Annotated in this window: 11 protein-coding genes; 1 reads left to right on the top strand and 10 read right to left on the bottom strand. The window is 72.5% G+C overall.

Annotation, left to right across the window (positions count from 1 at the left end; translation table 11 throughout):
* The 3 genes from AB4091_RS01550 to AB4091_RS01540 are packed head-to-tail and all read right to left on the bottom strand — an operon-like array spanning window position 1 to window position 4,081.
* Window positions 1–2,742, bottom strand: a complete 2,742-nt coding sequence (locus tag AB4091_RS01550; RefSeq protein WP_442289971.1) for a LuxR C-terminal-related transcriptional regulator — start codon at window positions 2,740–2,742, stop codon at window positions 1–3.
* An 11-nt stretch (window positions 2,743–2,753) separates the two neighbouring features.
* Complete coding sequence (locus AB4091_RS01545) at window positions 2,754–3,449, bottom strand: TetR/AcrR family transcriptional regulator (protein WP_442289970.1); 696 nt, start codon at window positions 3,447–3,449, stop codon at window positions 2,754–2,756.
* The gene (locus tag AB4091_RS01540; protein ID WP_442289969.1) at window positions 3,446–4,081 is read right to left on the bottom strand and encodes a TetR/AcrR family transcriptional regulator; all 636 of its coding nucleotides are present in this window, start codon (window positions 4,079–4,081) and stop codon (window positions 3,446–3,448) included. The genes AB4091_RS01545 and AB4091_RS01540 overlap by 4 nt, the downstream gene beginning before the upstream one ends.
* Window positions 4,082–4,289: 208 nt before the next feature.
* Here AB4091_RS01540 and AB4091_RS01535 point away from each other — a divergent pair, with 208 nt between their 5' ends.
* On the top strand, window positions 4,290–5,543 hold the full coding sequence (locus AB4091_RS01535) for a flavin reductase (RefSeq protein WP_442289968.1): 1,254 nt from the start codon (window positions 4,290–4,292) through the stop codon (window positions 5,541–5,543).
* Between the two features lie 223 nt (window positions 5,544–5,766).
* On the opposite strand, the gene AB4091_RS01530 is transcribed toward AB4091_RS01535, so the two are convergent.
* The 7 genes from AB4091_RS01530 to AB4091_RS01500 form a co-directional block, all read right to left on the bottom strand.
* A complete protein-coding gene (locus AB4091_RS01530) occupies window positions 5,767–7,089 on the bottom strand; it encodes an FAD-dependent oxidoreductase (RefSeq protein ID WP_442289967.1) in 1,323 nt (440 codons plus the stop codon).
* Window positions 7,090–7,191: 102 nt separating this feature from the next.
* A complete protein-coding gene (locus tag AB4091_RS01525; protein WP_442289966.1) occupies window positions 7,192–7,998 on the bottom strand; it encodes an aspartate/glutamate racemase family protein in 807 nt (268 codons plus the stop codon).
* Window positions 7,995–9,497 carry an FAD-dependent oxidoreductase gene (locus AB4091_RS01520; protein WP_442289965.1) on the bottom strand — a complete coding sequence of 501 codons (1,503 nt, stop codon included), beginning with the start codon at window positions 9,495–9,497 and terminating at the stop codon, window positions 7,995–7,997. The genes AB4091_RS01525 and AB4091_RS01520 overlap by 4 nt, the downstream gene beginning before the upstream one ends.
* Window positions 9,494–10,087, bottom strand: coding sequence for a cysteine hydrolase family protein (locus AB4091_RS01515; protein ID WP_442289964.1), 594 nt, complete (start codon window positions 10,085–10,087; stop codon window positions 9,494–9,496). Before AB4091_RS01515 ends, AB4091_RS01520 begins: the two co-directional genes overlap by 4 nt.
* A 37-nt stretch (window positions 10,088–10,124) precedes the next feature.
* A complete protein-coding gene (locus tag AB4091_RS01510; RefSeq protein WP_442289963.1) occupies window positions 10,125–10,895 on the bottom strand; it encodes an SDR family NAD(P)-dependent oxidoreductase in 771 nt (256 codons plus the stop codon).
* Window positions 10,892–12,322, bottom strand: coding sequence for an FAD-dependent oxidoreductase (locus AB4091_RS01505; protein WP_442289962.1), 1,431 nt, complete (start codon window positions 12,320–12,322; stop codon window positions 10,892–10,894). The genes AB4091_RS01510 and AB4091_RS01505 overlap by 4 nt, the downstream gene beginning before the upstream one ends.
* The gene (locus tag AB4091_RS01500) at window positions 12,319–13,293 is read right to left on the bottom strand and encodes an isocitrate lyase/PEP mutase family protein (protein WP_442289961.1); all 975 of its coding nucleotides are present in this window, start codon (window positions 13,291–13,293) and stop codon (window positions 12,319–12,321) included. The genes AB4091_RS01505 and AB4091_RS01500 overlap by 4 nt, the downstream gene beginning before the upstream one ends.
* Window positions 13,294–13,296: the final 3 nt, after the last annotated feature.

Here is a 13,296-nt window from a genome sequence, read left to right as displayed (position 1 = left end):
TCACCTGTCCCGGCCGCCGAGCAGGTCGAGCTCGCGGGCCCGGGTCACGGCTGCTCGTCGGCCACTCACGCCGAGGTTGGCGTAGACGTTGCGCGTGTGGGTCCGCAGCGTGTTGAGCGACACGACCAGCTGCCGTGCGAGCTCGGGGCCGGTGAGGTCGGTGGCGAGCAGGCGCAGCACCTCGAGCTCGCGGCTGCTCAGCGGGTCGACGAGCCCCCGCCCGGCCGCGGGGTTCGCCCCGGCAGCGACCTGCGGGGCAGCACCGGCTGTCGCGAGCGCACGAACGAACGGGACCTGCTGCTGCTCGGCCGGAAGCAGACGCACGAGGCGGGTCAGCGCCACACCGTGCTGGGTGAACACCCGCACGAGACCTTCCGGCCTGGCCAGGTTCAAGGCGTGACGGAGGTGGCCTGCCGCAGCCGACCTGTCGCCTGACGCGAGTGCCGCCAGAGCCTGCAGGACGTCGACCTCGAGCACCGTTCCGGCGCGACCGCCGAGCTGCGCCCCGTCGTGCAGCCGCTGGAGCAGACCTCGCACGGCCGCCACGTCCGTCGGGGCGGCGGGGCGCGCCTCGAGCTCGGCCACCAGCAGCATCGCCAGGGTGACGTGCTCGTACTCGTCGGCGTAGGTCACGGCGTCGTCCGCGTCGAGGCCGTGCTCGGCCGCCCAGCGGCGTGCTTCGTCGAGCCGCCCCGCGGCCACCAGGGCCCGGGCCCGGGTGGCGTGCACCGGGCGGACGTCGGGCTTGAAGTCCGCCACGTAGACGCGTGCGGCCTCGTCGAGCAGGGACAGCGCCTCGTCGAGGTCTCCGTGCGCCTGGCGCACGAGCGCCATGTTCACGCGCAGCTGGTAGGCGTGCTGCGGCATCCCGGCCTCGTCGCCGAGCTGTTGGGCTCGACGCAGCTGCGACTCGGCCTCGGTGACGTCGCCGCGCTCGAGAGCGACCGCGCCGAGCGCACTGTGGAGGTCGGCCGTGCCGCGCACCACGCCGTCTGCAGTGGCAGCGAGGTCGAGCGCCTTGCGGAGCGTGGCCTCGGCCTCGCCGAGGCGCCCCTGGGCGACCCGCACGTCGGCGAGGGTTGTCGAACAGCCCAGCACGTCGGAGACGTGGCCGGCCTGCACCAGGTCGTCCACGCACAGCGAGTAGCAGCGGTGGAGCCCGTCCAGGTCGCCCTGACGCCAGTACGCGAGCCCGGACAGTCCCCAGGCACCGGCCCGGGTCGGGTGGTCGTCGGGCGCTGCGAGCCTCGCGGCCAGCTCGGCGTGGCGACGAGTCTCCTCGAGGTCACCGCCCACGACCGAGAGTGCGGCGCGGTAGAGCTCGACCCTGCCGGCGAGGCGGGGCAGGTCGAGCGGGTCCTCGACCAGGATCCCGGGTGTGCCTCCCCCGCCGGGCGACGCAGTGTCGACACGGGTGATCGTTCGGTCGATGTCATCCAGCCGGACTGCGACAGAAGCGAACTCGTTGCGCTCCATGAGGGCAGCGACGAAACCCATCGCCAAGGCCGGGCGGTGGTGCACGACGTCGGCCGGCAGCGCGCCGATCCACCCGGCCACCACCGCTTCCTGCCTCCGACGGAGCAGGTCGGGGATCGAGCGCTCCATCAGGGCCGCGGCCCGGACGACGTCGCCCGCGGCGAGGGCGTGGTCCACCGCCGACACCGGTTGGCCCTCCTCCTCGAACCAGGCACTGGCCCGGGCGTGCAGCTCCGCCGGCGGCGGCCCCTGGGCGGCGGCCGCCAGGTGCGCGCGCAGCACGTCGGCGAAGAGGTGGTGGTAGCGGAACCACTGCCGGCGCGAGTCGAGCGCGACCACGAAGAGGTTCTGACGCTCGAGCTCGCGCAGCGTGGCGTCCCCGCCGACCTGCCCGGTGACGGCGTCGCAGAGCGGCCCGCTGAGCCGGTCGAGGACCGACGTGCGGAGCAGGAACTCGCGCACGTGCGAAGGTTGGCGGGCCAGCACCTCGTCGGCGAGGTAGTCGACGATGAACCGGTCGTCGCCCGCGAAGTGCGCGAGGAACTGTGAGGTGTCGGAACGCCCGCGGAGCGACAGGGCGGCGAGCTGCAGCGCGGCGGCCCAGCCCTCGGTGCGCTGCTCCAGCACGGCCACGTCCTCCGCGTCGAGCTCGAGCCCGGCCTGCTCGAGGAAGCCCGCCGCCTCCGAGAGCGTGAAGCGCAGGTCGGCCGCCCGCACCTCCACGACCTCGCCACGGGCCCGCAGCCTGCTGAGCGGCAGGCCGGGGTCGGCGCGGGTGCCGAGCACGACGTGCACCTGCGGCGGCAGGTGGTCGAGCAGGAAGAGCATCCCCTCGGCGACACCGGCGCCCTCGGCCAGGTGGTAGTCGTCGAGCACGAGGACGACGTCGCCGGGAGCGTCCGCGAGCCGGTTCACCAGCTCGGCCAGGACCACTGTCAGGGGCGGGCCGGGCCGGCCCAGCAGGGGAAGGACCCCCTCGCGCACCTCGGGCACGCGGTCGGCCAGCGCGGTGACGGCATACGCCCAGAACGTCTCGGCCTCGGCGTCGTCGGCGTCGAGCGACACCCAGGCGACCGAGCCGGGCGCGGCGTCCTCGTGCGCCCAGGCCGCCATGGCCGTGGTCTTGCCGAAGCCGGCCTGCGCCGACACCAGGGTCAGCTTTCCCGTCGTACCGCGACGCAGCAGCTCGGCGACCCGCGGTCGCTCCACCGCGCCCGCCTGCGGGCGTGGCACGAAGAGCTTGGTGCGGAGCAGCGGCGTCGGCACGGCGCACCCGGTCAGGCGGAGGCGGCGATCGCGTCGATCGTGCCGGCCATCAGCTCGACGTACGCGTCCGCGTCGAAGTCCGGGTAGACCTGCGAGCCGACGACGATGCCGTCGGAGATCGCGATGACGAGGTTGCCGAGGTCGTCGGCGAGGTCGGCACCCACATTGTCAGGGAGCAGCTGGGTGATCCATGCCGAGATCATCAGGCGCACCTGCTCACGCACGTCCATGTACGCCGCCCGCGACTTCGCGTTGACCTCTCCCGTCTCGAGCAGCACCTGCATGCCGATGCGCAGGAAGGCCGGCATCTCGGCGAAGGTACGGGTGGACTGGCCCATGACGCGGCGCAGACCCTCGACGATCGTCGTGTCGGTGGAGACGTCCCACCGCGGCACCGACACGAGCCACTTGGCATAGCTCGCCCGGATCACCTCGGCGAACAGGTGGTCCTTGTCCTCGAAGTACCAGTAGACCGAGCTGACGGGCAGGCCGGACCGCTGGCACACCCGGGCGATCGTGGCTCCGCTGACGCCGCGCTCCTTGGCGAGGTCGGACGCGGCCTCCATGATGCGGTCACGGGACCTCGCCGGCGGAGCGGCCTTGGCCGCCTCCTTGCGCACCACTTTGCTCACCTCTTTGCTCACCTCTTCGGCCGCCCCGGAGACGGGCGCGGATCGCGTGGCCTGGCCGGTCGCCTTGGGGCTCATGCCGCGACTCCCAGCGACTCGAGGTGCTGGCCGAGACCCTGCGCCACGCGGCTGACGAGGCGCTTGATGTCCTTGTGGTTCGACGAGCGCACCTGCAGGAAGAGGCCGTCCATGAGCATCATGTGGAAGCGCGCCAGCCGGGTGGTGAGGTCGGGGTCGGCCTCGAGCGCACCGGGGGCGAGCACCGTCGCCCACCAGTCGCGGATGGCGACCTCTGTCTCGTGGCGGACCTCGGCGTAGAGCCGACGCGCTGCGGGCTCCTTCACCCGGTGCTGCAGCGTCAGCAGCAGGCCGAGCGCCCAGAACTGGGGAGAGGTGCTCAGCGACTGCGCCGCGGCGCCGAACCGCTTCTCGATGCGGTCGACGAACTCCTGCGGCTCGGCCCCCGCGACCCAGGTGGGGGCGCTGGCGCGCCAGCTGCGGTAGGAGTGCTCGAGCGTCGCGGCCAGCAGCTGGTCCTTGCTGCCGAAGTGCCAGTAGATCGAGCTCGCGGGCAGGCCGGTGGCCTCCTGCACGAGCGCCACGGTCGTGCCGTCGTAGCCACGCTCGGCGGCGATGGAGAGGGTGGCGTCGAGGATCGCCTGACGGGACTCGTCGCCCTGCCGGTGCCGTCGTTCGGTCTTGCGTGCCATTCGCGCTCCGCTCTCTGCCCGGCGCCGTCGGGGCGCGTGGCGGACTGGTTCCCTGTAGTGCAATCCTACGGATAAGGGGCTCGTTGAACACCCTGCAGGCCGGTCGATATCTCATCGGAGCATGGAAGGCCTTGCCCTCCGCCCTGCGATGACCTACTTTCACTGTAGTGAATGCTACAGAGTTGTAGCAGGAAGAGAAGGTGGCATCGTGACCAACGAAGCAACGACGGTCCAGTCGCAGGCGCTGGACCCCGCACACTACCGCGAGGTCATGGGTCACTACCCGACCGGCGTCGCCGTGGTCACCGCCACGTCGGCGGACGGGGAGCCCCTGGGGATGGTGGTGGGCACCTTCACCGCGGTCTCGCTCGACCCCCCGCTCGTGGCGTTCATGCCGACCACGACGTCCGGCACGTTCGCGCTCATGCGCGACGCCGACGCGTACTGCATCAACGTGCTCGCCCACGACCAGCTCGAGCTGTGCCGCACGATGGCGGTGCCTCGGCCGGGCAAGTTCGACGAGGTGAGCTGGCACCTGTCGGACCACGGCGCACCCGCCCTCGACGACGCCGTGGCCCGCATCCACTGCCGTACGCACGACGTGATCACCGCGGGCGACCACTACATCGTGCTGTGCGAGGTGGAGGGGATGGAGGTCAGCCGCCCGGTGACGCCCCTGCTCTTCTTCCAGGGCGGCTACGGCGGTTTCAGCTCGGGTGGCCTGAGCGCCAAGGGGGATGCCGGCCTCATCGAGTCGGTGCGCCTCGCCGAGGTCGGCCGCGCCCAGGCCGAGCGCGTGGCCCGCACGCTCGGGTGCGAGACCGCCCTGCTCGTCGCCGCGAACGACCACGAGCTCACCACCGCGGTGACGGCATACGGCCCGAACGTGCCGGCCCTCGAGCCGCTCGGGGTGCGCGTGCCGCTCATGCCCCCGCTCGGGGAGGCCTATGTCGCGTGGTCCGACGACGTCGTCGTCGACGCCTGGCTGCGCCGCGCGTCGAGCCAGGAGCCGGAGGTCGTGGAGAAGTACCGCCGACGCCTGGCTGCAGTGCGCGAGAGCGGCTACGCCGTGTCGCGGCAGCGGGAGCTCGACCACCCGCGCTACTCCGACCTGCGCGAGGCGATGCGTGAGTATGCCGCCGGGGACCTCACGCCGGTCCGCGAGCGAGCAGTGCGCTCGGTCATCTCGCAGTCCTCCGCGTTCTTCGAAACGATCGAGATCCAGGACGGCGAGACGTACGACCTCGGTGCGATCGTCGTTCCGGTCCTCGGACGCGAGGGGCGAGTCGCCCTGTGCCTCAGGGCAAGTCAACTCCCCGGAGGCGCAGACGCCGAGACCGTGCGCGGGTGGATCAGCACCCTCGAGGCCGCCGCCGCCGAGATCGGCGAGCAGCTGCGCGAGCCGCGCCGCGCGGAGTACGCGGCGTTCCTCCAGGCCACGCCCGGCGACTTCATGATGTGACGGGCCGTCGCGCCCTCGAGCAGCTCGCACGAGGGCGCGATGCCGCCTGGGGTGCAGCCCCGGGCCACGAGTGCGGCTTTGCGCCACGAGCGCAGCTGTGCGCCACGAGTGCGGCTTTGCGCCACGAGCGCAGCTGTGCGTCATGAGTGGAGCTGTGCGTCACGAGCGCGCGGTGCACCGTGCACTCGTGACGCAACTGCGCACCGGTGGCGGCGGCGTGCGCTCACCGTCCCGAGCTGATCTCGTTCCCGATGATCCAGCCCATGCCGAAGGCCGACAGCAGCCCGTTGCCCGAGCTGTAGCCGCCCGACTGCGTGCCGGCCAGGCCGACGGCCACCCCGCCGCCGGCCCGCAGGCCCTCGATCGAGGTGCCGTCCGTCCGCAGCACGCGCCCGTGCGGGTCGATGGCGACGCCGCCCTGGGTCGTCAGGACGCCGTGGGTGAGCCAGGCGTAGTGGAAGGGCGCGACCAGCGCGCGGCGTCCGGGCAGCGGCTGCAGGGAGGCCTCGAGCACGGACCGGTCGATCCGCAGGGCGGCCGCGAGCGAGGTGATGTCAGGAGCACGTCGCAGGGCACCTGCACTCTCGGACTCGCGCATCATCTCCGAGTGCTGCGCTGTCTGCTGCGCCTCGTCGTCCCAGATCATCACGGCCCGCTCGCCGGGCTGCCCCTGGACGACGCCGGCCAGGCCCGAGTAGCCGTTGGCCTGCTCGTCGACGAAGCGCTCGCCGTCGCGGTTGACCAGCACCGCGCCGAGCCACGGCAGGGCCGGGTTGACCCTGGTGCCGTGCAGCGTGACCTGGCCGTGGCGCAGGCACGCGCCCATGTTGCGCAGCTCGGCCCCGAGCGGACGCAGCCAGCCGATGGCGTCACCCGTGGCGGTGCTGACCCCGCCGTGGAAGGGGTCGCCGAGCTCGGCGCAGAACTCCTGCATGAGCGCGCGGTTGCCCGCGAACCCGTCGGTCGCGAGCACGGTCACGTCCGCCGACACGACGAGGTCATGACCGCCCTGCCGGGCGCGCACCCCGACCACCGTGCCGTCCTCGACGCGCAGCCCCGTCACCGGCGCCTCGTCGAGGACGGCCACGTTGGGCCGGTCCGCGAGCAGCCGGCGCAGGTGCCCCATGAGGGGACCGCCGCCGGCGCGAGCCGGGTCGGCGTGCAGCCGGGGAACCGACATGCCCTTGCGGGCCATGTCGGTGCCGACGTCCATCGGGTAGCCGAGGTCGTCGGCAACCCAGTGGACGTAGTCGGCGGCGACACCACAGAGGGCGTCGACGAGCTCACGGTGCCGCTCGTCACCGGACGCGGCGAGGATGTCGTCGGCGTGACGCTCGGCCGAGTCGTCGATGCCGGCGGCCTCCTGGAAGCGGGTGCCGCCGGCGGCGAGGCTGCCGCTCGACACCCCGGCGTTGCAGCCTTCGGTCATGCTCTTCTCGAGCACTGCGACGACGATGTCGGGGTCCTCGCTGGCTCGTAGGGCGGCCATCACGCCGCACGCGCCTGCGCCGCCCACGACGACGTCGACCTCGATGTTCTCGTGCATGGCAGGGTCCTCGTGGTCGCTGGGGCCGACGGGTGTCGGGCGGGTGTCGGGCGAGAGTCAGGTGGGCGTCGGGCGGGAGTCGGGCGGGAGTCGGGCGGGTGGTCAGCCGTCGAGGGCGTCGGGGATGCCGTAGAAGGAGCGGGCCCGGTCGAGCAGCTCGCGCGGCGGCTGGGCGTGGTGGAAGCCGCGGCGCGACGGCACCAGGCCGGCCGAGCGGTACTGCCGCCCGCGCAGCTCGGCGACCTGCAGCAGGGTGCCGAGCGAGTCGACGACCGGGACGTCGTCCACCCGACTGACGCCGTGGTCGGCGAGGAAGACGTTGAGCGGTCCCTCCCCCGGCACGATCACGTCGGCCCCGGCGGCGATCGCCTCGCGGGCAGCGGCACGGAACGCATCGAGCAGGGCGTCCGGGGCGGCATACGCCCCCATGACGTCGGTGAACTCCGCCGCCACCTGCCGGATCGGACCGACGACGCCGTCGAGGCCGTAGGTGCGCAGGTTGCGGCGCAGCTGCGGCTCGAGGGCGCCGATGAAGTTGACGATGCCGACCGTGGCGCCGAGCGTCGAGGCCATGAGCACCGAGGTCTGCCCGAACGCGAGCACCGGGATGTCGACGACCGAACGGCACTCCTCGTAGGCCGTGTCGGGGATCGTCGCGATGAGGAACGCGTCGTAGCCCTCGTCCTGGGCGCGCAGGGCGGCGTGCACGAACTGCTCCTTGTGCAGGCCCGAGAGGTACGCGTAGCCGATGTGGGTGCCCGGGTAGTCGCTCGGGTAGGTGCCCGGCTTCATGCCGTGCAGGTGCACCTCGGTTCCTGGGTCGGCCACCTTGGCCAGGTGGCGCTCGAGCGCATCACGGTAGTGCGGCACGTCGTCCAGCACGGTGAAGCTCTGGTGCCAGATCTTCATGACCGCTCCTTCACGGCAAGGGCTGCGGCGTCGGCGCCGGCGATGCGCCCGAAGGTTGCACCGCGCAACACCGAGGTCGAGCCGGTGTAGTTCGAGTAGTAGAGACCGGTCATCTCGCCGGCGGCGTAGAGGCCCGGGATGGCGCGCCCGTCGCGGTCGATCACGCGGGACCCGGCGTCGACCTTGAGGCCGCCGAACGTGAACACGTTGGCGCACATCACGGGGTAGGCGATGAAGGGTCCGGACTGGATCGGCTTGGCCCAGTTGGACTTCGGGGGCATGACCCCCTCGGTGGCCAGGCCGTCGGGGCGGGTCGGGTCCCACTCTCCCGCCGGGCAGCCGGCGTTGTATGCCGCCACGGTCTCCTCCAACGTCACCGGGCCGACGTCGATCTTCGCCGCGAGCTCGGCGATCGAGTCGGCGCGCACCGGCTTCTCCTCCGAGCGGATCGCCGTGCGCAGGTTCGGGATCGCCTGCCCCTGCGCGTCGAGGATCATCCAGGCCATGCCGCGCGGCTGGGCCTGGATGTCGCGGGTCGTGCGCTCGTACCACGCGTCGATCGGGCCGCGCGCCTCGTCGACGAAGCGCTCGCCGTCGACGTTGACGAGGATGCCGTAGGTGAAGGCCATGATCGCGGCCTCCGGGTCGCCCGAGCGCGGGTCGACCGGCTCGGCGTGGAAGAGGGAGAAGTTGCCGGCCGTGGCCGCCCCGACGGCCATCGCCATCTCGAGGCCTTCACCCTTGTTGTAGTTGCCACCGCGCGCGACGGGACGGCACAGCATCCCGAGCGGGCCGTGGTAGCGGGCCATCAGCTCGGCGTTGCCCTGGTAGCCACCGCTCGCGAGCACCACGGTGCCGGTGAAGGTGCGCCGTCCTGCGTCGGCGACGGACGCCTCGACGCCGACGACGGCACCCGAGTCGTCGAGGACGAGGGCGCGCGCCGTGGTGCGGAAGTGGAAGTCCACACCGAGCGAGCGGGCTCGTGCGCCAAGGGTCTCGACGAGGGCGAGGCCTCCGCCGACCGGAGCCATCCTGGTGGTGGACACGGTCAGGAAGAGGGTCGGCAGCTCGCCGAAGGCGATGCCGTGCCCCTCGAGCCAGCGCAGCGTGGGGCCGGCGTTGTCCTCGAAGGCGGCGACGTAGTCGAGGTCGACGACCTGGTGCGCGCGCAGCAGTGGGTTGCGGCGTTCCCAGTCGAGGCCCGAGTCGGCCGTGATGCCCGGGTCTGGGTGGCCCATGAAGTCGTCGACGAGGGTGTCGGCGAGGCCGTCGGAGACCTCGTCGAGCGACTTCATCCGCAGGTAGGCCTCGGTGTAGCGGGTGTTGCCGCCCGTCTCGGCCTCGACCGAGCGCTCGAGCAGAGCCACCCGAGCGCCGCTCTCAGCGGCCGAGAGCGCGGCGGACAGGCCGGCGATGCCGCCGCCGACGACCACGACGTCGTAGTCGGTTCCGGCCGGCACCCCTGCGCCGGAGTGGATCTCGCGTGTCGTGGTGGTCATGCCCAGCTCCCGATGATCTCGTCGGCGGAGCGCACGTCACCGAAGAGCGGCAGCGTCCGGGTGACGGCGAACTCGTGCAGGGCCGGGTCGGGTGCGGCGCACATGTCCTCGACCACGCTGACCTGCAGCCCGGAGTCGGAGGCGTGGCGCGCCGTGGACTCGACGACGAGGTGGGTCGCGATGCCGCCGAGCACGACGTGGTCGACGCCCTCTGCCGCGAGCACCTCGCGCAGCGGGGTGCCGATGAAGGCGTTGACGCAGCCCTTGTCGACGACCGGCTCGCCTCCGACGGGCGCGAGGTCCGTGACGAACTCGGCCTCGGCCGAGCCGGCGAGCATCTTGCCGTTGGCCGGATAGCCGTCGAAGCGCGGAAGCCGGTTGGTGCGCAGGCGGTAGGTGGGGTCGAACGCGAGCCGGACGTGGAAGACCGGTACCTCGGCGGAGCGCGCGGCCTCGAGCAACCGCTTGGCGGTCGTGAGGACGTCTCGTTCGCGCACCTGGGCGGCGAGCGGCGGCGCCAGGCAGAGGTCGCCCTCCTGGGCCAGCGCGACCTGGTAGTCGAGCATGAGCAGTGCGGTCTTTTGGGACATCAGGCGGTTCTCCTTGAAGGGCAGAGGGATTCGGGGTTCACCACGCGGACCAGCCGCCGTCGACGTAGACGACCTGTCCGGTCATGTACGCCGAGCCGGGTGACGCGAGCAGGACGAGGGGGCCGGCGAGGTCGGTGGCCGGGTCGCCGAGTCGGCCGAGCATGGTGCGCTGCGCGAACCACTCGAGGCGCTCGGGGTCGTTGCCGAGCGGCGCGGTCATGGCCGTGGGGTAGAAGACCGCCGGGGCGATGGCGTTGACGGTGACCCCGGAGTGCCCGAGCTCGCTCGCCAGCGAACGGGTCACGTTCACGACCGCCGCCTTCGAGGCGTAGTAGGCACTCTCGGGCACCGGTCCCACCCGCTCGGCGTAGACCGTCGTGACGTTGACGATGCGGCCCCACCCGGCCGCGGCCAGGCGCAGGCCGAACTCGCGACCGACGAGCCAGCAACCGGAGACGTTGACCCGCATGACGCGCTCGAAGTCCTCCAGCGAGGTGTCGCCGACCTCTCGACGGAGCATGACACCGGCGGCGTTGACGACGATGTCGACGCGACCGTGCGCCGCGACGACGGCGTCGGCGAGCGCGCGGACCGAGTCCTCGCTCGTCACGTCGACGGCGTGCGCCGTGGCGGTGTCGCCGCAGAGCGCACGCGTCTCGGCGAGCTTGTCTTCCTGGCCCTCGAGGTCGGCGACGGCGACCGTGGCGCCGTGGTCGGCGAGGGCGCGCGCCATGCGCTCCCCGAGCCCGCCCGCGGCCGCGCCGATGACGACGGCCACCCGGCCGGTGAGGTCGAACAGGTCGGTCACCACTGGAGCTCACTCTCCTCGCGTGCGGCAGCGTCGCCGGCGACCCGGCCGAAGACGGCCGACTTCCCGATCGACGTGCCGGTCATGTAGCCCGCGCCGTGGAACCCGCCGACGAGCTCCCCTGCCGCGTAGAGCCGCTGGATGGGCTCACCGAACACGTCGAGCACCCGCATCGAGGTGTCGACCGTGACGCCGCAGTAGGTGGCGAGCACGACGGTGCCGGACAGCTGGGCGTAGAACGGCGGGGTGTCGACGGGCTGCCGCTCGCCGACTCCGCCGACGACGTGCACGCGGCCGAGGGGGTCGGGCTCGCCGGCGGCGATGCGTGCGTTGTAGTCGGCGATCTCGGACTCGAGGACGCCCGGCTCCGTGCCCAGCCGCTCGGCGAGGCCTTCGAGGGTGTCGGAGGTCTCGAGCATGCCGGCGCGTTCGCGACCGGCGAAGTCGTAGATGGGCACCTCGTCGTTGGACTGGGCCATGACCTTGGCGTCGAACACCTGCCAGGTGCGGGCGGTCGGTTGCGCCAGGCTCGCGTCTCCGAGCGCCTTGTAGGGGATCGACTCGTCGACGAAGCGGCGTCCGCTCCGGTTGACGGCGACCGCGCCCTTGTAGACGGCGAGGATGCCGGTGCCGTCCTCGCCGTGGTGCGGCTCGTGGAAGATCCCGTAGGTGCCCTTGACGTAGGGCAGGTCGCGCAGGCCGGCGCCGAGCGCCATCGCCATGCGCAGCCCGTCGCCGTGGTTGCCCTCTCCCCCGGCCAGCAGTGCCTGCGCCATCTGTGGCGCGAATCGCTGGAGCATCTCGCGGTCCCGCGAGAAGCCGCCCGTCGCGAGGACGACGGCGTCGGCCAGGACCTCTCGCTCCTCACCGCCCTGCATCACGAGCACGCCGGTCACCCGCGTGCCGTCGTGCAGGATCCGGGTGACGTCCGCGCCGAGGACGAGCCGGGCCCCGAGCCGGCCGGCGGCGGTGAAGAGCGAACGCAGCATCGCCGTCGTGTCGGTCGGGTGCGAGCGCGGGACCGACTGCCCCGACGCGGCGTGGATGTGGCCGTAGCGCACGCCGTGACCCTTGAGCCAGCGGTACGTGTCGAGCTGGCGCTCGCAGTAGAGGTCGACGAGGTCCTCGTCGTTGACGTGGCCACCCGTCTCGAGGAGGTCCTTGCGGAACAGCTCGACGGAGTCCGGGATGCCCTGCTCCCGCTGCTCGTCCGTGCCGACGAAGGCCGACAGTCCCGCCGAGCGCACCGTCGACCCACCGAACGCGTCCGTCTTCTCGAGCAGGACGGCATACTGCCCGGCCTCGGCGGCGGCGAGCAGGGCGGCGGCACCGGCGAGGCCACCACCGAGCACGAGCACCCCGACCCGGTCGGGCAGCTCGGCGTCGACGGGCAGACCTGCGGCCGGGATGCCCGGCTCCTCCCTCATCGCACACCCGCCCGGGTATCGGCAGGTGCATCGAAGTGCGCCTCGGCAGAAGAGAACTCAGGGAGGTGGAAGAGCGCCTGGCGCTCCTGCCACGTCGCGATCCGGCCGGCATACGACGCCGTCTCGCCCGTCGCACGCAGGTGGGCGAGGGCCTCGGACCCCGCGCGGATCGCCGCCCTCATGAGGAAGTTCGCGAAGAGCACGATGCCGAAACCGAGGTCGCGGTACTCGGCGAGGCTGAGCTGCGGCGTCTTGCCACCCTCGACGACGTTGACGACGAGTGGCACGCCGGCGAGGTCACGGCCGACCCGCTCGAGCTCCTCCACGGTGCGGGGGGCCTCGACGAAGATGACGTCGGCGCCGGCCTCCACGTAGGCGTGGCCTCGCCGGATCGCCTCGTCGATGTCGTGGACGCTCCTGGCGTCGGTGCGCGCGATGACGACGGTCGCCGGGTCCTCTAGGGCCTGGCGCACCGCGACGAGCTTGGCCTGCATGTGCTGGGTCGGGATGAGCGCGTGGTGGTCGAAGTGCCCGCAGCGCTTGGGCATGTCCTGGTCCTCCAGCTGGAGGGCCGCGGCGCCGGCGCGCTCGAGCCGCCGCGCGGCCCGCATCGCCATGACCGGCTGCCCGAAGCCGGTGTCGGCGTCGACGACGAGCGGCAGGTGGGTCGCCGAGGCGAGCCGCTCGACGTGGTCGGCCACCTCGCCGAGCGACACGAGGCCGATGTCGGGAACGCCGTACTGCGCGTTGGCGAGACCGGCCCCGGTGGCGTACGCGGCCTCGAAGCCCGCCTCCTCGATGAGGCGGACGCCGAGCGCGTCCGTCGCGCCGGGCAGCACGAGGGTGCCCGCGTCGGTGAGGCCGTCGGAGAGGAGGGCGCGGAGGCGCTCGCGACGTGCGGTGGGGGTCGGCGCAGGGCCGACCCCCACCAGCGTCGCGGCCGCCTCGAAGGGGGCCGGGACTGCGGACACGAC

The sequence above is a fragment of the Terrabacter sp. 2RAF25 genome (genome assembly GCF_052115265.1).
Taxonomy (GTDB): Bacteria; Actinomycetota; Actinomycetes; order Actinomycetales; family Dermatophilaceae; genus Terrabacter.
The sequence above is the reverse complement of the archived record's forward strand: the minus strand, read 5'-3'. Positions and strand labels throughout refer to the sequence as shown.